Source organism: Polaromonas sp. P4_H1 (genome assembly GCF_056400945.1).
In genome coordinates, this window is record NZ_JBFUKG010000002.1 from 383,410 (window position 1) to 403,945 (window position 20,536).

General features: G+C 62.9%; 19 protein-coding genes. 6 read left to right on the forward strand and 13 right to left on the reverse strand.

What is annotated here, in order from left to right; translation table 11 throughout:
- Positions 1-99: 99 nt before the first annotated feature.
- Complete coding sequence (locus AC1DS5_RS04655) at positions 100-765, reverse strand: glutathione S-transferase family protein (protein WP_477717078.1); 666 nt, start codon at positions 763-765, stop codon at positions 100-102.
- Positions 766-795: 30 nt separating this feature from the next.
- Positions 796-1,491, reverse strand: a complete 696-nt coding sequence (locus AC1DS5_RS04660) for an HAD family hydrolase (protein WP_477717079.1) — start codon at positions 1,489-1,491, stop codon at positions 796-798.
- 49 nt (positions 1,492-1,540) lie between these two features.
- On the opposite strand from AC1DS5_RS04660, the gene hemH reads away from it, so the two are divergent.
- On the forward strand, positions 1,541-2,644 hold the full coding sequence (gene hemH / locus AC1DS5_RS04665; protein ID WP_477717080.1) for a ferrochelatase: 1,104 nt from the start codon (positions 1,541-1,543) through the stop codon (positions 2,642-2,644).
- A gap of 24 nt (positions 2,645-2,668) precedes the next feature.
- On the opposite strand, the gene AC1DS5_RS04670 is transcribed toward hemH, so the two are convergent.
- From AC1DS5_RS04670 to AC1DS5_RS04690, 5 genes are all read right to left on the reverse strand, one after another.
- Positions 2,669-3,433 carry an MHYT domain-containing protein gene (locus AC1DS5_RS04670; RefSeq protein ID WP_477717081.1) on the reverse strand — a complete coding sequence of 255 codons (765 nt, stop codon included), beginning with the start codon at positions 3,431-3,433 and terminating at the stop codon, positions 2,669-2,671.
- 461 nt (positions 3,434-3,894) lie between these two features.
- Positions 3,895-4,920, reverse strand: coding sequence for a Bug family tripartite tricarboxylate transporter substrate binding protein (locus tag AC1DS5_RS04675; protein ID WP_477717082.1), 1,026 nt, complete (start codon positions 4,918-4,920; stop codon positions 3,895-3,897).
- 49 nt (positions 4,921-4,969) lie between these two features.
- Positions 4,970-6,475, reverse strand: coding sequence for a tripartite tricarboxylate transporter permease (locus tag AC1DS5_RS04680; RefSeq protein ID WP_477717083.1), 1,506 nt, complete (start codon positions 6,473-6,475; stop codon positions 4,970-4,972).
- Position 6,476: 1 nt separating this feature from the next.
- Positions 6,477-7,031, reverse strand: coding sequence for a tripartite tricarboxylate transporter TctB family protein (locus AC1DS5_RS04685; protein WP_477717084.1), 555 nt, complete (start codon positions 7,029-7,031; stop codon positions 6,477-6,479).
- Between the two features lie 91 nt (positions 7,032-7,122).
- Positions 7,123-8,082, reverse strand: a complete 960-nt coding sequence (locus AC1DS5_RS04690; protein ID WP_477717085.1) for a tripartite tricarboxylate transporter substrate binding protein — start codon at positions 8,080-8,082, stop codon at positions 7,123-7,125.
- A gap of 111 nt (positions 8,083-8,193) precedes the next feature.
- On the opposite strand from AC1DS5_RS04690, the gene AC1DS5_RS04695 reads away from it, so the two are divergent.
- The 3 genes from AC1DS5_RS04695 (at position 8,194) to AC1DS5_RS04705 (ending at position 10,985) form a co-directional block, all read left to right on the forward strand.
- Positions 8,194-8,874 (forward strand): response regulator, encoded by a 681-nt coding sequence (locus AC1DS5_RS04695; RefSeq protein ID WP_477717086.1) that lies wholly within the window; start codon positions 8,194-8,196, stop codon positions 8,872-8,874.
- Between the two features lie 167 nt (positions 8,875-9,041).
- Positions 9,042-10,430, forward strand: coding sequence for a sensor histidine kinase (locus AC1DS5_RS04700; protein ID WP_477717087.1), 1,389 nt, complete (start codon positions 9,042-9,044; stop codon positions 10,428-10,430).
- A gap of 141 nt (positions 10,431-10,571) precedes the next feature.
- A complete protein-coding gene (locus AC1DS5_RS04705) occupies positions 10,572-10,985 on the forward strand; it encodes an RNA-binding S4 domain-containing protein (protein ID WP_477717088.1) in 414 nt (137 codons plus the stop codon).
- Positions 10,986-11,206: 221 nt separating this feature from the next.
- On the opposite strand, the gene AC1DS5_RS04710 is transcribed toward AC1DS5_RS04705, so the two are convergent.
- Together AC1DS5_RS04710 and AC1DS5_RS04715 are read right to left on the reverse strand one after the other, a co-directional pair.
- Positions 11,207-12,193 carry a Bug family tripartite tricarboxylate transporter substrate binding protein gene (locus AC1DS5_RS04710; RefSeq protein WP_477717089.1) on the reverse strand — a complete coding sequence of 329 codons (987 nt, stop codon included), beginning with the start codon at positions 12,191-12,193 and terminating at the stop codon, positions 11,207-11,209.
- A 39-nt stretch (positions 12,194-12,232) separates the two neighbouring features.
- Complete coding sequence (locus tag AC1DS5_RS04715; RefSeq protein WP_477717227.1) at positions 12,233-13,588, reverse strand: FAD-dependent oxidoreductase; 1,356 nt, start codon at positions 13,586-13,588, stop codon at positions 12,233-12,235.
- A 137-nt stretch (positions 13,589-13,725) separates the two neighbouring features.
- Between AC1DS5_RS04715 and AC1DS5_RS04720 the strand changes: the two genes are divergently transcribed.
- Complete coding sequence (locus AC1DS5_RS04720; protein WP_477717090.1) at positions 13,726-14,652, forward strand: LysR substrate-binding domain-containing protein; 927 nt, start codon at positions 13,726-13,728, stop codon at positions 14,650-14,652.
- 6 nt (positions 14,653-14,658) lie between these two features.
- On the opposite strand, the gene AC1DS5_RS04725 is transcribed toward AC1DS5_RS04720, so the two are convergent.
- From AC1DS5_RS04725 to pcaB, 3 genes are all read right to left on the reverse strand, one after another.
- Positions 14,659-16,179, reverse strand: coding sequence for a fumarate hydratase (locus AC1DS5_RS04725; RefSeq protein ID WP_477717091.1), 1,521 nt, complete (start codon positions 16,177-16,179; stop codon positions 14,659-14,661).
- Positions 16,180-16,256: 77 nt separating this feature from the next.
- Positions 16,257-17,252: a tripartite tricarboxylate transporter substrate-binding protein gene (locus AC1DS5_RS04730; RefSeq protein WP_477717092.1), complete on the reverse strand. Its 996-nt coding sequence runs from the start codon at positions 17,250-17,252 to the stop codon at positions 16,257-16,259.
- Between the two features lie 66 nt (positions 17,253-17,318).
- Positions 17,319-18,692: a 3-carboxy-cis,cis-muconate cycloisomerase gene (pcaB, locus tag AC1DS5_RS04735; protein ID WP_477717093.1), complete on the reverse strand. Its 1,374-nt coding sequence runs from the start codon at positions 18,690-18,692 to the stop codon at positions 17,319-17,321.
- Positions 18,693-18,838: 146 nt separating this feature from the next.
- On the opposite strand from pcaB, the gene AC1DS5_RS04740 reads away from it, so the two are divergent.
- Positions 18,839-19,591 (forward strand): GntR family transcriptional regulator, encoded by a 753-nt coding sequence (locus AC1DS5_RS04740; protein ID WP_477717094.1) that lies wholly within the window; start codon positions 18,839-18,841, stop codon positions 19,589-19,591.
- 126 nt (positions 19,592-19,717) lie between these two features.
- Here AC1DS5_RS04740 and AC1DS5_RS04745 read toward each other — a convergent pair whose 3' ends face one another.
- Positions 19,718-20,455, reverse strand: coding sequence for an aspartate/glutamate racemase family protein (locus AC1DS5_RS04745; protein ID WP_477717095.1), 738 nt, complete (start codon positions 20,453-20,455; stop codon positions 19,718-19,720).
- Positions 20,456-20,536: the final 81 nt, after the last annotated feature.

The following is a 20,536-nucleotide window of genomic DNA, read 5'->3' on the forward strand; positions in this document are numbered from 1 at the left end:
ACAATCCCGATCAATCCTGGCTAATCCCGGCTAATCCTGATGAATCCCGACGCTATTGCTACCCATTAAATAGCAATAAGGCCCCCCGGATCATCGAGGTCATGCACCTTGTGCCATGGCCCTGACGGCCTTATAAGCGGGGCGCGCCAGACAGGCGCGCAGCCATTGAGCCGTGCGCGGGCACTGCGCCATCAATTCGATGGCACTCTGCGCCCATGTCAGCACGGAAGCCACACAGATATCGGCCACGGTAAAACGCTCGCCGGCCAGATAACTGCGCGTTTGCAAATGCTGCTCCAGCACGCCCAGCGGACCGGCCAGCCGCCGCTCGGCTTCATCGGCCAGTTGCGGCTTGCGCCGTTCTGCCGGCATCAGCACCCGGTGCATCAGGATGGTCAGCGCATCCTTTTCGCACTCGGTCACCACCCAGAAGCTCCAGCGCAAAATCTCGGCCAGCTCGGCATGGCTCCGCGCCGCCAGCATGGGGGTGTTGACATCATTTTGTGCCGCCAGCGATCGCGCGCCAGGGGGCTTGAACCGCTCGGCCAGGTACAGCGCGCACGCCATGGACTCCCAGACCAGCACACCGTCATCATCCACCACGGGAATGCGGCCATTCGGGTTGATCGCCAGAAATTCCGGCGTGCGCGTGGCACCGCTCAGATAAGGCAGGGGAATGTGTTCATAGGCCAGGCCCAGCTCCTGGGCCACCCACAGCGGCCGTGCCGCACGCGAGGCTGCTGTGCCGTAGATTTTGAGGGTCATGTCAATCAGCTCCAGGACAGCCCGTCCCCTTCATTGAGGAAAAAGGTCACACAATTCGGTGAGCGAGGCCACCGTTTCATGGGGTTCACCTGTGTGCGTCCATAAATGCTCTGTCCGGTTTACCCACACCGTCTGCATGCCGCAGTTAAGGGCCCCCAGCACATCCAGCGTGGCGTCGTCACCCACATGCAGCACATGAGCAGGCTCCACCTCGACGGACCCCGCAGCCGCGTGAAAAATCCGGGGATCAGGCTTGCCCACGCCAAACTGCTGGGCACTGATGCTGGTGCGGAAATAGTTGCCGATACCAATGCGCTGAATATCCGCATTGCCGTTGGACAGGGCCACCAGCGGAAAGCGGCTGGACAAAAATTCGAGGGCCAGCAAGGCATCTTCAAACAGCGTGACCCGGTTGCGCTCGGCATAAAAAACCGCGAACGCATCTTCAGCCAGCAGGGGATTTTCCCGGGAGCGATAGAGCGCCAGCCGGATAGCCTCGCGCCGGATGGCACTCAGGTTGTGCTTGAGTTCGGGACGCGAACGCATCACGTGCTCACGAATCTCATGCCGAGCCGCGGGATTGGCAAACAGCGCAGCGGTCATGGGCGCATGCTGGCTGAGCCAGTCGTCAAGCACCTTTTCGGCCCGTTCAATGGCGGGCCAGATCGGCCACAGGGTATCGTCGAGGTCCAGCGAGATGGCTTTGATGATGGTCAGGTCAAGCATAGGTAAGTTCATGGATACGGTGTTGCGCCACCCCGCACTAGAATAACCCATGTCTTTTGCCTCAGAGCCGTCCTTCGTTCATGGCAAGCCACCGGCTGCATCCTCCACCACCGCCATCCTGCTCTGCAACCTCGGTACACCCGATGCACCCACCGCACCCGCGCTGCGCCGCTACCTCGCCGAATTTTTAAGCGACCCGCGCGTGGTCGAAATCCCCAGGCCTGTCTGGTGGCTGATCCTGCACGGCATCATCCTGCGCCTGCGCCCCAAAAAATCCGCCGCCAAATACGCCAGCATCTGGACGCCGGAGGGCTCACCGCTGAAGGTCTGGACGCAAAAGCAGGCCCTGATGCTGCGTGGCTACCTGGCGACGCGCGGGCACACCGTGGAGGTGCGTTACGCCATGCGTTACGGCAACCCATCGATTGCCTCGCAGCTGGACCAGCTCAAGGCGGACGGCGCCACCCGCATCCTCATCCTGCCGGCCTATCCGCAGTACAGCGGCACCACGACCGCCAGCGTGTTCGACGCGGTTTACAGCTGGGCCGCGCGGATACGCCGGATTCCCGAGTTTCGCTTCGTCAACAACTACCACGATGACCCCGGCTACATCAACGCGCTGGCCGACCGGATTCGCACGCACTGGCGGCACTATGGCCAGGCCGGGCAACTGGTCATGAGCTTTCACGGCGTGCCCGAGCGCACGCTCACGCTGGGTGACCCTTACCACTGCGAATGCCACAAGACAGCGCGCCTACTGGCCGAGAAGCTGGGGCTGGGAAAGGACCGCTACAAGGTCACCTTCCAGTCACGCTTTGGCAAGGCCAAATGGCTGGAACCCTATACCGAACCCACGCTGATCAAGATGGCGCAGGCCGGTGTCCAGCGGGTCGATGTGGTGTGCCCGGGTTTTACCGGCGACTGTCTGGAAACCCTGGAAGAAATCGCAATGGAAGCGCGCCACGCCTTTTTACAGGCGGGCGGCAAGGAGTTTTACTACATCGAGTGCCTGAACGACAGCCCCGTGTGGATGGCTGCGCTGGCAGAGTTCAGCGCGCAGCAACTGGCGGGCTGGCCAACCGGGACACCAACGGAGGCCGAAGCCCTGCACCGTTCACGCGAACGGGCAGTGGCCCTGGGCGCGCCACGCTAGTGCGGCATTACATGCCCGGATTTTTCAGCCCTGTTTAAGTGGCTTTCTCACAGGCTCGACCAGTCGTCCCATCAAATTCCAGAGCAGCACCACCAGCACCAACCCGACGGTGCCAAAAACCAGCGAAGGCAGCAAGCTGCCGCCAATGGTCCAGCCCGGTGATGCCTTGCTGGCAACACACACAAAATCCGCAGCGGCCATGCCGGTGTAGTGCATGGCGCACACCGCCAGGCCCATGATCAAGGCAGCCACAAAACGGTAGCTCGCCTTGCGGATATTGAACGCAATCCAGAGAGCCGCCGCCGCCGCACAGATGGCGATCACGACACTGCCGGCCACCATCGACCAGTTGAACACCATCTCAGCGCGCAAATGCATGGCATACATGCCGCCGTAATGCATCACGCAAACTCCCAACCCTGCCAGCACGCTTCCCGCCAACCAGCCCCCGATGCTGAACTGGCTTCTGCCGCCTGCCAGCCGCAGTGCGATGCCGGAAATAAGCACGGCCGCCAGCAACGACGCGAAGGTCAGCGTGCCGTCATAAACTACGGTCATGGGCAAGCGGTAGCCCAGCATGCCGATGAAGTGCATGGACCAGATACCGACGCCGCCCAAAGACACCGCGGCACCGATCACCATGTCGTTGTCAATGGACCCATCGCTACGGCGAATATGCCCTGCGTGGTAAAGCGCCATCAAGGACCCCATCACCGCCACGACGTAAGACCCCAGCACATACATCAGGTTGTATTGCGCGGGCAAGATATCGCCAGGATTGAAAGCCATATTTCCTCCTCGAAATTTAACATCACCAGTTTTATAGGCACCAGCTTGCAAGCTCGTTTTGATGCATCAAACCGCATCCGCGGGCCCCGCGTGATGCTATCAGTGAGCACATGGCGCGTCACAGGTGGATGGGTGTTGTTTCAGGGAAATAGTGACAATTTCGAGGGCATGAAATTCGCTTGACAACCTGCACCCGCGAACTTTTGTGCGGTGCAAGCCAGACAAATTCAAGCATGTTGTCAAAAATATTATGCTTTTTACTTACATGCCTAATGATTTTCGACGCTTATGCAAAAGTGACTGCTTGGCCACGCTGATTAAATTTTTGTGGCGAGTGCGCCATGATTTTTGAAGACGCGGCAAAAAGCTTTACGACAACGACTTTTAGCCGACAGACCGCATCAGTGGGTCGCTGGATGAAGCAGACGCTTTCCATGCGCAGGTGGCCCCGCGCAGATATCTCAGGCTTTCAGCTTGAGCAAATGCACCATCACACGCGAAGTCGTCAAGTCAAAGTCGATAAAGCTGCCAAAGGCGGGGCCGGCAAGCCAGGAGGACTCCCAGTGGTTCTGTTTCAGGGTTTTCAGCCACGAGTCATGCAAGGTGGCGGCCTTCACAGCTTCAATCATCTCTGCCTGGCGTGCGGCCGTCACGCCCTGTCCGGTGAACACACCCCGCCAGTTGGCCATGTCCACACCCACTCCCTGCTCGCGAATCGCGGGAATACCAAACACCGAGCGTTTGGACGACACCCCAATGGCGCGCAATTTCCCGCTGGCCAGCTGTTCACTGAATTCGCTGAAGCCTGAAATGCCGGCCACCGCCTTGCCACTCAGCACCGCCTGCACCACCTCGGTACCCCCCGCAAATGGCAGGTAGACGAGTTCCTCCGGTTTGCTCTGCGAGCCCCGCATGAACACGCCGGCAAACACATGGTCCACGCCGCCGGCCGAGCCACCGGCAATCGGCACTTCTTTGGGGTTGGCGCGTATACGCGCCGCCAGGTCGCTCGCTGTGCGAATCGGGGAATTGGCGTCCACGACCACCACCAGGTAGTCACTGGTCAGCCGGGCAATGGGCTGGATGCGGGTCATGTCCACAGCGGGCTTCTGCAGCGCCACCGCCCCGACCATCACCATGCCCCCCATCAGCAGGGTGTTGGGGTCGTTGCTGTACTTTTCAGCGTAATGGGCCAGGCCAATCGTGCCGCCCTTGCCACCCTTGTTTTCATACTCGATCTCGTCCGTTGCACCCGCGCCCAGCAGCGCCGTACCGAGGGCGCGGCCGGTCTGGTCCCAGCCTCCGCCGGCGTTGGCCGGGATGACGATGCGCAGCTTGGGCGCCAATTTGACCACCCTGCCCTTGGTGGAAGCCGCTCCCGCGCTGGCCGCGCCGGGTTTGGGCGATTGGGCCCAGAGCGACCCCGTGCCGCCCAGTGCGGCAATGGCCAGTCCACCCAAAGCCGCGCGTCGTTGAATTTTCAGCATGTTTTGCTCCAGTGATCCAGTGAACTTGATGGCTTTCTCAACGCAAAAATCATATCGCCGCCTTGCGCATCGACCAGAACTTTGCCAGCCGCGGCAGTACCAGCACGGCCACGATGATCACGATGAGGGTGATCGACATGGGGCGCTGGAAAAACACCACCGCGCTGCCCTCGCCGATGGACATGGCATTGCGCAACTGCGCTTCCGCCAGTGGCCCGAGGATCATGCCAACGACCACCGGTGCGGTCGGAAAGTCAAAGCGGCGCATCAACACACCCAGCACGCCGATGCCATACAGCAGGAACAGGTCAAACGCACTTTGGCGCATGCCATAAGCTCCCACCGTTGCAAAGATCAGGATGCCGGCATACAGCTGCGGCTTGGGAATCTTGAGCAGCTTGACCCAGAACCCGACCATCGGCAGGTTCAGCACCAGCAGCATCACGTTGCCAATGTAGAGGGAGGCGATCAGCGCCCACACCAGAGCCGCCGAGGTGGTGAACAGCTGCGGGCCGGGCTGGATGCCGTAGTTCTGGAAAGCGCCCAACAGGATGGCCGTGGTATTGGAGGTGGGAATGCCGAGCGTCAGCAGCGGAATCAGCGCGGCAGTCACGGTGGCATTGTTGGCGGCCTCGGGTCCAGCCACACCTTCAATGGCGCCAGTGCTGCCAAACTCCGCCCTGTCCTTCGGGTCCTTGGCCAGCTTTTTTTCCATCGCATAGCTCAGGAACGTGGGTATCTCGGTCCCGCCGGCCGGAATGCAGCCGAACGGCGTACCAATGGCCGTGCCGCGCAGCCAGGCCGGGATCGAACGCTTCCAGTCGCGCGCCGTCATGTGCACGCGGCTCAGCCGGTTCTGCTCCTCCACGACCCGGCCCTCGTACAGCACGGCGTACAGCACTTCCGCCACGGCGAACAGCCCAACCGCCACCAGCACGATTTCAATGCCGTCCAGAAACTCGGGAATGCCGCCGGTGTAGCGGCTCTGGCCTGAAATCTGGTCGAGACCGACACAACCCGCAGCCAGGCCGATGAACAGCGCCGTAATGCCGCGCAGCGTGCTCTTGCCGAGCACCGCGCTCACGGTGGTAAAGGCCAGCAGCATCAGCAGAAAATATTCCGGTGGGCCGAGCTTGACCGCGAAGTCCGCCACAAAGGGTGCGAACAGCGTGACGATGACGGTGGCGATGGTGCCGGCGACAAAGGAGCCTATGGCGGCCGTGGCAAGCGCAGCACCCGCACGGCCGCTCTTGGCCATCTTGTTGCCCTCCATGGCCGTGACCATGCTCGCCGTTTCACCGGGCGTGTTCAGCAGGATGGAGGTGGTGGAGCCGCCGTACATGGCTCCGTAATAAATACCCGAGAAGAAAATCATCGAAGCCGTGACATCGACCTTGGCGGTGATGGGCAACAGCATGGCCACAGCCACGGCCGGGCCGATGCCAGGCAGTACGCCGACGGCTGTGCCCAGGGCACAGCCCACCAGGCACCAGAGAAGATTGGCAGGGGTAATCGCGAGCGCGAAGCCATGCATCAATGCGTTGAAGATATCCATGTCAGAGCCACCCGGTTGCTGTCAGGCCCGGCAGGTTGATGGCCAGGAATTGCGTGAACATCCAGAACACTGGCGCTGAAATGAGCAGACCGGTCACGATGTCGATGACCCAGGTGCGCGCCGCGCCCGACGGCTGACCGCTGGCGCGCCGCAGGCCCTGCACCGCCAGCAGGTAGCACAGCGTGCAGCTCAGGATGAAGCCGATCGTGGTGAGCAGCGCCGCATTGAGCAGCAAGCCGGCGGAGACCCAGACAAAGCCTGGCCAGTAAGCTCGCGGGGCACCGGCGGGAAGATCCAGCTCACGAAAGCCCCCGGTGCGCGCTTCCCAGATGATCCACCCGCCGCAGACGGTGAGCATGATAGACACCAGCCACGGCAGAAAATTCGGTCCGACACCACCGTAACCTGCCACAGAAGAAATACTGATGGCGCCGAAGGCCAGCGCCAGCCCGGTGAGCAGCACACCGGCACCCACCAGGGTTTGCGGCCAGACGGCCTCGGCGGCTCGCGCGGCCTGATCGGATGGCCCGTCGGCCAAGGCATCTAAAGTTGTCATTGTTACGGTTCTCCAACACGTCGAACTAAATATGAAAACGGCACGCCGCCTGGGTCAGGCGACGCGCCGTGGGAAGGTGGAGGCCGCAGCCTCAGACCATGCCGGACTTGACCATGGTGGCACGCAGGCTGGCAAAGTCGTCATCGACGAACTTGTCAAAGGCCGGGCCCGTCAGCACTGCGGGGGTCCAGTTGTTCTTCTCAGAAGCCTCGATCCAGCTCTTGGACTTGACGGCCTTGAGAATCATCTCGGTGAGCACCTTGCGCTGCTCGGCCGAAATGCCGGGGGCGCCATAAACGCCGCGCCAGTTGCCGATCACCACGTTCACGCCCTGCTCCTTGAGCGTGGGCACATTGACGCCCTTCAGGCGCGTTTCGGAGGTGACCGCCAGCGCCCTCATCTTGCCGGAATTGATGTACTCCGAGAATTCGCTGTAGCCGCTGCCGCCTATGGTCACATTGCCGCCCAGAATGGCAGCCGTGGCCTCTCCGCCTCCGCGGAAAGCCACGTAATTGATTTTGGAAGGGTCCACGCCCGCTTCACGCGCAATCATGGCCGCCGCAATGTGCTCGGTGGAGCCGCGCGAGCCGCCGCCCCATTTCACGCTGCCGGGGTCTTTCTTGAGCTGTTCAATGACGTCTTTCATCGATTTGAACGGCGAGTTGGCGGGCAGCACAAACACGTTGTATTCGCTGGTCAAGCGAGCGATCGGTGTGGCCTGCGACAGGCTGACCGGCGGCTTGCCGGTTATCAGGCCACCCAGCATCACGGCGCCCATGACCATCATTGCATTGCCATCGCCCTTGCTGCCGTTGACAAACTGGGCCAGGCCCAGCGCGCCGGCGGCGCCGCCCTTGTTTTCGTAGGTCACGGTCGCTGCTGCACCGGAATCCATCAAGGCCTTGCCCAGGGCACGGCCGGTGGTGTCCCAGCCGCCGCCGGGATTGGCCGGAATCATCATTTTCACGTTGGTTGCAGCCAAGGCCGGCATGGGCAAGGCCCCCGCTGCGGCCAGCGCGGCCATGGATTTCAAAAAGGTATCGCGACGCATGGATTGTCTCCTTGGATGGGTAGTAACCTCGCCATCATGCGCCTCCTTCCTGTCAAACGGCTGTCCGGAAGCATTGGGGAAAGTGCTAATGTCCTGCCCATGATGCCAACCATGAAATTGCTGCTGATCGAGGACGATGCCTCCATGCAGACCGCCCTGCAGCGCGCGCTGAGCCGGCGCGGCATCGAGGTCGCGGGCTGTACCGACGGCCGGCAGGCGATCGCTCAATGGACCACCGTGCAGCCCGACGTGGTCGTGCTCGACCTCAGCCTGCCGGGGATGGACGGCCTGCAGGTGCTGGAACAGGCACGCCGGCAGGGGCTGGCCACACCCGTGCTCATCCTGACGGCCCGCGGCACCGTGGGTGACCGCATCATCGGCCTGAATACGGGTGCGGACGACTACCTGCCCAAACCGTTTGACCTGGACGAGCTGGAAGCCCGCCTGCGCGCCCTCAGCCGCAGGCGCCCTGCTTCGGGCACTGAATCAGGCCCTGCCCCACAATTCGTGGGCAATCTTCGCTATGAAAAAGACAGCGGTGCGATTTACTATCGCGACCAGGTCCTGGAGCTCACCCCGCGCGAACTGGCCTTGCTGCAGACCCTGATCGTCAAGCCCGGCCATGCGGTGTCCAAGGAACGGTTATTTGAACTGGTGTTTCCGGGCGAAGCCGATGTGCAGTACGAAGCGGTGGAAGTGGTGGTCTACCGCCTGCGCAAGAAACTCGCCCATACCGGCGTCACGCTGGTCACCCTGCGCGGCCTGGGTTATTTGCTGAAGGTGGATGCGTGAGTACCGGCGAGCCAACCCCTTCCGACAGCAGCACAAGGCAAGGCGCGGCAACGCTGGGGGCGCCGCATTTCGGCGCCGGGCCGCCCCAAGCCGAAATAGCCCCCTCGGGGGGCAGCGAAGCACACGCAGTGGCGAGCGTGGGGGCTACATCCTCAAGCGCGGGGGCCATGTCCCTGCGTCGGTATCTGCTGATGGGCATCCTGCTGCCTGTCGGCCTGCTGGTGGTGGTCAACACCGTAAGCCTTTACCAGCAGGCGCTGGCTGCCGTCAACACAGCCTACGACCGTACCCTGCTGGCATCTGCCAAATCGATTGGCGAGCAGCTTGATGTGTCGGGTTACGACGAGCATTCCGAGTTGCGCGTGACGGTGCCCTATGCAGCGCTTGAAGCGTTCGAGGCCGACAACCAGAGCCGCCTCTTTTACCGCGTATCCAGCCTGAAAGGCGAAATGGTTTCGGGCTTTGCACAGCTTCCCTTCTGGCGAGGCCGCATCCCGCCCAGGCCGCCCTACTCCGCGCTGGTGGATTTTTATGACGACGTTTTTCTGGAAGAGCCTGTGCGTGTGGCGGTGCTGCTTCAGCCGGTGGCGAGCCCCACGGGGCGCGCCATGGCCGTCATCCAGGTGGCGGAAACACTGGAGTTGCGCAAGACGCTGGCCCGCAAGATCCTGATCGATACGCTCTGGCGACAGGCCGTGCTGCTGGCCGTGATTGCCCTGGTGGCGGTGATCGTGGTGCAGCGCGCCACCCGGCCGGTGCGCCGGCTCAGCGCCCAATTGCAGGCCCGGCGCGAAGGCGACCTGACAGCCATCGCCGCGCCCGATGCGCCGCGCGAACTGCAACCGCTGGTCGACGCCACCAACGAGGTGATGGGCCGCCTGCAACACCTGCTGGAACACCAGAAACGCTTTGTGCGCGACGCGGCGCACCAGTTGCGCACGCCGCTGGCCGTGCTCAAGGTGCAGGTGCAGTCCGCGTTGCGCGGCGACATCGATGCACGCGAAGCCCTGGGCGAAATCAACCAGACAGTGGACCGCGCCACCACGCTGGCCAACCAGATGCTGGCGCTGGCCAAGGTCGAGCAGTTGCGCCAGCAGGCCGACCTGCAGGTCATCGACCTGGCGCAGGTCGTGCGTTCAGTGGCGCTGGACATTTCCCCCCTGATTGCCGAAAAAGACATCGACTTTGAAATCGAGACAGTCCCCGCCCCCATCCTGTCGCATGAGTGGATGCTGGGCGAGCTGTCACGCAACCTGCTGCACAACGCCATCAAGCACACGCCGGCCGGCGGCACGCTGGCGGTGCGCATCGTGCGCGATGCCGTGTATGTCGCCCTGACCATCAGCGACGGCGGCCCCGGCATTTCAGCCGAGCTGTCGACGCGCCTGTACCAGCCTTTTTCAGCAGGCAATGTGCGCCACGGCTCCGGGCTGGGCCTGGCCATTTGCCGGGAAATCACCGAGGCGCTGGGCGGCACCATCTCCCTGGAAAATCGCGTGGTGCATGGCCAGGTGACGGGGCTGGATGCCACGGTTCGACTGCCGCTGGCCGCGTAGGCGCCCAACGCTTCGGTCCATGGAAGACACGGACCCAACGGGTTTTCCCGGTTTAGACGATCCAATGGGCGACCCCATGGAAAACCCGGAGTTGAATTTGAACCCTTGAAAACCGGTCGACCTGATCCAAAATGCCTATCGATGGACAAATTACGCATCGACAAGTGGTTGTGGGCCGCGCGTTTCTACAAAACCCGCTCCCTGGCGGTTGAAGAAATCGACAAGGGCCGCGTTCGCATCAACGACCAGGAAGCCAAGCCTGCCCGAGAGGTCAAGGTGGGCGATACCCTGAGCTTGCGGCAAGGCCCGGTCATGCGCACGCTGGTGGTACGCGGCATCAGCAGCCAGCGCGGCCCGGCGCCGGTGGCGCAACAGCTGTATGAAGAAACCGCGGAAAGTCAGGCGCTGCGGACGCAGGCGGCCGAAGAGCGCCGCCTGAACAGCGACCCGGCCAGCACCCTGGAACACGGCCGCCCCACCAAACGCGACCGCCGCGAGATGGACAAGACCCGTGACAAGGCCTGGAACAGCCGCTGGAGCGCGTCGACGGATTAACCGCGCGGCGCTTGTCTGCTACTTTTTTAATAGCTGCTTGCGTCCGCCCTGATTGGGCCGAAAGCCGGTTTTATTCACTATTCAGGTTTTTTTCAAGCTATTCAGGCTGCGCGTAAGACGCAAACCAATATGCCGATGAATCGAACGCCCCGTCGCATCCACCGCCACGGTGACCGGGACCGGGACCGGGACCGGGAAATCCTTGCGCTCAAATCTGGCAACTACTCCAGCTTGATCCCCCGCGCAGAAATGATGCCGTTCATGATGCTGGCCTCTTCTTTAACCCGGCTCTTCAGACCCTCCGGTGAAGTTCCCACGGCTTGCCAGCCTTGGTTGAACAGCTTTTGCCGTGTGTCGGCATTGCGGATGATATTGGGCACTTCGGCATTCAGCCGGTCCTGCGCTGCTTTGGAGAGACTGGCCGGTCCGACCAGCGCGGTCCACACTTCCAGGTTGAAATCGCGCACACCGGCATCGGCCAAGGGGGCCACTTCTGGCACCAGGGCGCTGCGCCCGCTGGTGAGGCCTATGGCTTTGAGCTTGCCTGCTTTGACTTGCGGCATGGCAATGCCTGGCGGCACCAAGGCCATCTGAATCTGGCCCCCCAGCAGCGCCGTGATGACGGCAGGGTTGCCCTGAAAGGGCACATGCATGGGCGTCAGGCCCTTGGTCTTCGATTTGAGTAACTCCATGCCCAAATGCGCCACCGAGCCGTTGCCGACCGAGCCGTAGCTCCACCGGTCGCCGTTTTGGCTGGCTGCAGCCATAAAGGCAGCACCGTCGGGCACGCTGGTGGGGGCCACCAGCAGCAAGGGCGCGGTTGCCAGCAGCGAGATGTAGCTGAAATCCCTGGCCGGGTCATACGGCAGCTTCGGATAGAGCATCTTGGCGGAGGTCAGGTTGCCGTTGATCACCACGCCCAGCGTGTGGTCGTCCGTGGCCTTGGCCACCTGGTCGGCGGCGATATTGCCCGACGCGCCAGCCTTGTTCTCCACGATCACGGGCTGCCCGAGTACTTTGGAGAGTGCTTCAGCCAAGGTGCGCGCCGCAATATCAGGGGTGGAACCGCCGGGAAAACCCACCAGAATGCGCACTGGTTTGGTCGGCCATGGCGGCACGACAGGGGCATTGGCTTGCGCTTGTGCCAGCGGGGCCATGGCGATCAGGGTGGCGGCCAATGCCGCGATGTTCAGACTGCGTTTTTTCATGAAAGTCTCCAGTTGATTTATGGATCGGGAATGCGGTGCTCAGGACTTGTCTCGCCCCAGGTAAGCACCATCGGCCTCCAGCCTGGCTTGCAGGGTTTTCACATTCAAATCACGGGGACGCACATTCGCCTGGATCGCCAGCGCAGCGGCCGTGCCCGCAGCCTGGCCCATCACAAAGCAACCACCCGAGACCCGTGCGGCGGATTGGCCCATGTGCGTCATGGAAGCACAACGGCCCGCCACCAGCAGGTTGTCCACCTGAAGCGGCAACAGCATGCGGTACGGCAGGTGGTTAAAGCCACGGCAGTTGGGAATGTCTTGCCATTTGAAGGCGATGTTGCCCGCCACATGCTCTTCAATCATCCAGCCGTTGACACCCACGGTGTCGTCAAAGCTGGCGCATTGCAGCACGTCGCTTTCATTCAGCTGGTATTGGCCCACCATACGGCGCGTTTCACGCACGCCCACCTGGGGGGCGATTTCCAGGATGTAGGACTGCTCGAAGCCCGGCGCGGATTCACGCAGAAACTGAAAGAAATCCACAATTTGCCTGCGCCCCTGCACCTCGGCATCGCTCAGTTGTGCGGCATTGGTGCCGTCCACCGGGCTGCCATCGGCATTGGCCAGTTGCGTCACGTTGGCGCGCCACTCGGCAGGGTTCTTTTGCGGGCGGATGATGGGGCTTTTGCGAGGGAACTCGCGGCCCAGCTTTTCGGCCTCGTCCATCAGATGGCCAAAGTGATTCCAGGCGTCGCCAGCCCGTACCGGGTCCACGCCGTTCACGCGGAACATGGTGGAGGGGTACATCATGTCGTGGCCCTGACCGTTCGGCCCCTTGCCTTTCTCGAACGGCGCACCGGCATGGGTCGCCAGGTCGCCATCGCCCGAGCAGTCAATAAAGGTTTTGGCTACCACGGCGTAGCGGCCTGATTTGGTCTCGATCAGCACCGCACCAATTTCGTTGGGCTTGTTCATGATGACCCCGACCGCCTGGGCGTGGAACAACAGCTGGGCGCCGCTGGCCAGCACCAGGGCATCGGCCGCGACCTTGAAGGCTGCGTTGTCATAGGCCTGGGCGGCAATCCTGTTGCCAAAGATGACATGCGGCTCGTTCAGGCCACCCAAGGCGCGCATGCGGGCCAACAAGTCGCCCGCCACGCCATGCACCACTTGCTCAATGGTGCCGTGCACATTGGCATGCAGGCCGCAAAAATTGGTCACCCCGGCCGCCGTACCCATGCCGCCCAGGAAGCCATAAGCCTCGATCAGCAAGGTGGATTGTCCGGTTTGTGCCGCAGCGGTCGCAGCTGCAATGCCTGCCGGGCCGCCCCCCAGCACCACCACGTCATAGCTACCCCAAACCGGGGTTTGGCGGCTGGGTTCCATCAAGGTCATTGGCTTGGCTGTGGTCTGCATGTTTTGGTCTCCTGCCCGGTCGGGCATTTATTGCTGAGGCTTTGATCCTAGTTTCGATAGAATTTGAGAACAATAGATCAAGATAAGAACAGTGAATTTTCTAATCGAGAATAATCATGGATACTCTGGCCAATCTCAAAGCCTTCCTGGCGGTGTCACGCACGGGTAGCTTTGTCGGCGCTGCGCGCGAGTTGAAGGTGGCCCCCTCGGTCGTCACCAAGCGCATCAGCCAGATCGAGTGGCGCCTGAAAAGCCCGCTGTTCGAGCGCAGCACACGTCGCGTCAGCCTGACGCCGACAGGCCAGCGCTACCTGCCCACGGTGCAACGCCTGCTGGCCGACGTGGATGACCTGTTCAGCGAGGTGCAAGGTTCGGCCCACAGCCTTCAAGGCAGTATTCGGCTGAAAGTGCCGAGCACGGTTGCAGCCGTGTTGATTGGTCCCTTGCTCGATGCTTTTGCGCAGCAGTTCCCGCTGATTCGTCTGGAAGTTATTGCGCTGGACCGCGCCGTCAATCCGATAGACGAGGGCTTTGACATGGCCCTCACCCTGATGCCCTACGCCTTTGGTGGTGTGGTCGATGTGCCGCTATGTGCCATGCCACGCATCCTCTGTGCTTCACCCCCTTATCTGACGCGCAAAGGCATTCCTGCGCATCCGCGTGAGCTGGCGCAGCATGACACGCTGAATTTTTTGCCCACCGGCAACACCTGGGAGTTTGGCAGCGGCACCGGCCCGTTGCGGGTGGAGTTAGAGCCCCGTCTCAGTACCAACGAGGCGCAACTGTTGCTGTCTGCCGCCCTCGCAGGCAATGGCATTGCGATTCTGGGGGCCTACCTTGCCGCCCCGGCACTGCGTACCGTGGCCTTGGTGCCGGTATTAAGTGACTACCCGATAACGGACCTGTGGCTCAAGGCCCTGGTGCCGGAAAGCCGCATTCAGGTTGCCAGGGTGCAGGCTTTGCTGCGCTGGCTGCAAACCAAGCTGTCAGCCGGGCAGCCTGAAGAACACCTGCCGCGCCATGAAACCCGGATCACACCATGACCGCGTTCAATCCACCAGGTCGTTTATCTCGATATGCCGATGGATCGACCGCCCCGTCGCATCCACCGCCACCGTGACCGGAAAATCCTTGAGTTCAAACTCGTGAATCGCTTCCATGCCCAGGTCGTCGAAGGCCAGCACTTTGGCGTGAATGATGGCCCTGGACAGCAGGTAGGCGGCGCCGCCCACGGCCATCAGGTAGGCGGCGCCGTGCTTCTGGATGGCAGCGATGGCGGCCGGGCCGCGTTCGGCCTTGCCGATCATCGCCAGTAGCCCGGTTTGGGCCAGCAGCGTGTCCACAAACTTATCCATGCGCGTGGCGGTGGTCGGGCCTGCCGGGCCCACGGCCTCACCGGGTACCGCATCCACGGGGCCCACGTAGTAGATGACGCGGCCTTTCAGGTCGACCGGCAGGGGCCGCCCCGCATGCAACAGGTCAACCAGGCGCTTGTGCGCCGCGTCGCGCCCGGTCAGCACGCGGCCGCTGAGCAGCAGGGTCTGGCCGCTGCACCAGCGGGCCACCTGGGCCGCGTCCAGGGTGTCGAGGTTGACGCGCGTGGCCTGCGGTGATTCAAATCGCTCGGGAATGCCGTCCCACAGTTCCGGCGGGGGCAAGGTCAGTGTGGCCGGGCCGCTGCCGTCCAGCGTGAAACGGGTGTAGCGGGTGGCGGCGCAGTTGGGCACCAGGGCGATCGGTAGCGTGGCGGCGTGGCAGGCAGCGGTGACCACCTTCACGTCCAGCACGGTGGTCAAGCCCCCCAGGCCCTGCGCGCCTATGCCCAGGGCGTTGATGCGCTGGTGCAGTTCCAGCCGCAGCGCCTCTTCGGCGGTCAGTTCGAGCGCGTTGCCAGCGCGTTCGCGCAGCAAGTCAATGTCGATGGGGCTGAATAGGCTTTGTTTGGCCAGCAGCATGGCCTGCTCGGGGCTGCCGCCTATGCCTATGCCCAGCACGCCCGGCGGACACCAGCCGGCGCCCATGCCCGGCAGCTGCGCCAGCACCCAGTCCACCACGCTGTCGCTGGGGTTCAGGGTGGCAAAGCGCGCCTTCACGTCGCCACCGCCGCCCTTGGCCACCACCAGCACTTCCAGCGCATCGCCTTCCGTCAATTCGACCTGCACGATGCCGGGCGTGTTGTCACGGGTGTTGCTGCGCGTGCCCAGCGGGTCGCACACCATGGACGCCCGCAGCGGGTTGGCCGGGTCGGTGTAAGCCTGGTGCACGGCCTCGTTGACCAGCGCTTGCAGGCTGCGCAGGCGCTGGCCGTCAACGCGCGTGAACTGCACCTCGGCGCCCAGACGCACAAACACCTGCACCACACCCGTGTCCTGGCACAGCGGCCGTTTGCCGAAATAACTCAGACGGCTGTTGATCAACAACTGCGCCATGGCATCCCGTGCCGGAGCATGGGTCTCGGCATCATGGGCGCGGCGCAAGGCCTGCACAAAATCAGCCGGATGGCAGTGGCTGATGACTTGCAGTGCGTCGGCAATGCTTTGAACCAGGTCTTCCTGGGTGATGGGGCGCATAGCGGTGGTTTCTGGAATAAAAAGGCCGCTTGCTCCTGTGCGATGGTCGCAAGCAGCTATCAAAATAGTAGCAGCCGTCAGTCCAGGGCCAGGTTCGACTTGGCGGCCACGGCTCGCCAGCGGGCCACTTCGGTTTCTGTATGCCGGGCCAGCGCCGCGCCGGTGTATTGCTCGGGCGGCAGCATCTGGATCGCTTGCTCGGCCATCTTGCCGGTGAAGACGGTGTCCTTCATCACCTTCAGGTAGGCGTTCTGCACCTTGTCCAGCGCGGCTTTAGGCGTGCCCCTGGGAGCGTAAATGCCGTACCAGGTACTGGCCTCGAAGCCGGGCAGTACGGTCTCGCTGAGCGTCGGCACATTCTTGAACTGGGGCAGTCGCACCTTGGAGGTCACAGCCAGCGCGCGCACCTTGCCCGAGCTGATCTGCGGCATGGCAGTATTGGTCTGGTCGAACATGCCGTCAACCTGCCCGCCAATCACATCCACCAGTGCGGGGCCGGCCCCTTTGTAAGGCACCATGGTGACCTTGATGCCGGCGGAGTTGGCGACCAGTGCCGCGATCAGGTGCGAACTGGAACCTGCGCCTGCATTGCTGATGAACAGCTTGTCCGGGTTCTTCTTGCCAAATTCGATCAGGCCTGCAATGTCCTTGACGGGGTGCCCTGCGCGCACCATCAGCACCAGCGGCGTGTCAGGGAAACGAAACACCGCGTCAAAGTCCTTGACCGGGTCGTAGCCGAGTTTTCGGTAAAGCGCCGGCGCTGCGCCCATATAGCCCATGTGGCCGACCAGGAAGGTGTAGCCGTCGGCCGTGGCCTTGGCCACCTTGGCCGCACCTACCGTGCCGCCGGCACCTGGAGAATTGTCAATGATGATGGGCTGCCCCAGTTCACGCGCGACGCGCTCGGCAATGTGACGGGCGAGCGCGTCGGTGGGGCCCCCTGCCGCAAACGGCACCACCCAGCTGATGGGTTTTTGCGGATAGTCCTGGGCATGAACCAGCAAGCTGCAGGCGGCAGCGGCGAGCGCGATGAGAGCGAGGCGAATGGGGCGAACAAAAGGGCTGGGACGCATGAAAGTCTCCGTGATGAATGCAAAAGCGGGGGAGGAAAGAAGGGAGGGAGAAAGAGAAAAGAACAGTCAAACCCCGGCCGACAGCGCCAGCGCCCTGTCCACCATTTGCGGCGCCAGGCCCAGGTAATTGGCGGGGTCGCACAGATGATCAATGGCGCTGCGGTCCAGGTACTGCGTGACGACAGGCAAGGCGGCCAGCGCTTCGGCCAGAGTGCCACCTTGTTCGTTGACGGTACGGCAGGCGTCATACACCACGTCGTGCGCCTGCTGGCGCCCCATGTGCGGGGCCAGCCCCATCATCACCGCCTCGGCCACGATCAGGCCGCGGGTGATGCCGAGGTTGTGGCGCATGCGGTCGGCATCCACCACCAGGCCGCCCAAGGCAAACCGGGCCTGGTGCAGCGCCCCGGCGGTGAGGATGAAACTCTCGGGAATGGCAATCCACTCCGCATGCCAGGGGCCGGTGGCGCGTTCAAAGTCCTGCACCATGGCATCCACCATCAAACCCGCATGCTGGCGCACGGCCTTGGAGGCTGCCAGCATCAACTCGCTGGAGATCGGGTTGCGCTTTTGCGGCATGGTGCTGCTGGCGCCGCGCCCCTTGACGAAGGGCTCGTAGACCTCGGCAAACTCGGTCGAGGCCATGATCATGATGTCCAGCGCGATCTTGCCCAGCGAGCCGGTGACCAGGGCCAGCAGGTTCACGGCCTCGGCAAAACCGTCGCGCGCCACATGCCACGTGGTGGCCGGCACACCCAGGCCCAGTTCGTCGGCCATGGCTTTTTGCACCGCAAACCCCTTGTCGCCCAGTGACGCCAGCGTGCCCGCCGCACCAGCAAACTCCACCACCGCCACGCGCGGGCGCAGTTGCGCCAGACGCTGCTGATGGCGGTCAAACATCGCCAGCCAGATGGCGGCCTTGTAGCCAAAGGTGATGGGCAGGGCCTGCTGCAAGTGGGTGCGGCCCGCCATGGGCGTGTCGCGGTGTTTCTTCGCCAGGTTGGCGAGGATTTGGCGCAACGCACGGATGTCCGCGTCGATGCTGTCCAGCGCATCGCGCACCTGCAGGGCCACGGCAGTGTCCATGATGTCCTGCGTCGTGGCGCCCCAGTGCACATAGCGCCCGGCTTCGCCGCACATGGCCACCAGCTGGTGCACCAGCGGCAGGATGGGATAGCCCACGATGTCGGTCTCTTCGCGCATGTGGTCGAAGTCGATGCGGTCCAGGCGGGATTCGCGCGCAATCACTTCGGCGGCTTCAGCCGGAATCACGCCACAGCGCGCCTCGGCGCGCGCCAGCGCCACCTCGGCATCGATGTAGCGCTGAACCAGTGCCTGGTCTGAAAAGAGGTTGCGCATGGCCTGGGTGCCGAAGGCATCACGAAACAGGATGGAATCCATCACGGTGCTGGCGCTGAAGAGGGGTGGCGGTGTTTTCATGGTTTAGGTTCAAGCAGAAATGGCTTTATATGTTCGGACATATTGAATGTTAATAAGTCCGGACATAAATAAAATCAGTAGTTACCCGTACAGCCCTGCTCGTCACGCCAAGACCATGGCAAGCCGCGCACCCTACACTTGATGCCATGACTGCCAAGCCCCGTTTTTCCGACATTGCGCACCACCTGCGCGAGGCCATCCGCACTGGTCATTTCGCCGTGGGCAGCGTGTTGCCCACCGAGCTGGAGTTGTGCGCCCACTACCAGACCAGCCGCCACACGGTACGCGCCGCCCTGCAGGAATTGCAGCAACAGGGGCTGGTGTCGCGCCGCAAGAATGCGGGAACGCGGGTGGAGTCAGTCACCCCCAGCGTGGGCTTTCATCAGTCGCTGGCGTCCATTGACGATCTGGTGCAATTTGGGGCCACCCACTCGCGCGTGGTGCAACAGATTGACCGCATTGCCACCCCGGCGGCGCTGGCGCGCCTGCTGCACTGTGCCGAGGGCACGCCCTGGCTGCGCATTGCCAGCCTGCGCCTGGACGGCCAGGGGCCCGGCTCCAAAAAGCCGCAGGGTGAACCGATTGGCTGGACCGAGGTCTATGTCGCACCCGACTACGACGGGCTGGAAGGACGCGTGCGCGAGTCCCCCGGCACACTGGTGAGTACGCTGCTGGAGACGCACTACGGCCAGCACATCAAGGAGATGACGCAAGACCTGTGTGCCGTCCCCCTGCCCGATTCCGTGGCCCGCCGCCTTGGCGTGGAGCCGCAAGCGCCGGGACTGCGCATCGTGCGCCACTACCTCAACCAGCAGGGTGAAGTCGTTGAGATCAGCGTGACGCACCACCCGGCAGAGCGCTTTTCATTGCGTACCCGGCTGACGCGCGCAGGGTTTTGATGGTGCAGCGGGTGAAATGACACGCCGTGGTGGCGGCGGGTAATTTGCTATTTTTTTATAGCACGTTGCATAAACCCTGACTCACCCGGAACCCGTTTTATCCAATATCCGGTTTTTCCAAGCCCTTCAGGCGGCGTAAGCCCGTCTGGCCAGCGCCCGCGCCAGCAAAGCCGCCGGGTCCACCAGAACCAGCTCATCCATTTCCGGAACAGCGCCGAGCGCCAGCGGAATTTCCGTACACCCCAGCACCAGCGTGGACAGCCCGTGCCGCCGGGCCAGCGCCTGGGCCACACCGGCAAAGCAGTCTCGGGCCAGCGCCATGTTGCCGACCTTGACGCCGTGGTAGATACCGTCCATCAAGCGTTCGCGTTCTTCGGCCAGCGGAATGTGGCATTGCAGTCCGGCCTGGCGCAGCGCCTGGTCATACAACCCGGCGCGGTAGGTGCCTTCTGTGGCCAGCAAGCCCACTTCACGCACACCGCGGCCGGCCAGCGCGCGGGCCACTTCACGTGCCACATGCAGCACTTCGAGCTGCGGAAAGCGCTCTTGCAGTTCAGCATGCCAGGCGTGCGCCGTGTTGCAGGCCACCGCCACCGTGGTGGCTCCCAGCGCGGCCAGCTTGCCCATGGCCTGCAGCATTGGGTCCAGCGGCTGGTGCCCGCCCGGGCCGGGCGACCCAAGGGCCGTGCTGCGGTCCGGCACCGGCACCTGCGCCAGCCAGTGCTCGGGAAACGCCTGGTCCGATACGGGGATATTCTGCTCGCGCATGCGGTCTGCGCAGGCCTGTACAAACAGCCGGACAAAGTCCGCGCCTGCGGCCGGCCCCATGCCGCCCAGAATGCCTACAACCCTTGTCTTGTGCATAAGCCCATTCATGATGTGGTGCCGCTCCTGTAAAACCGGCGCGCATGCTCGCGCCAAGGCCCATCTCCCGGCTTGGCCGGA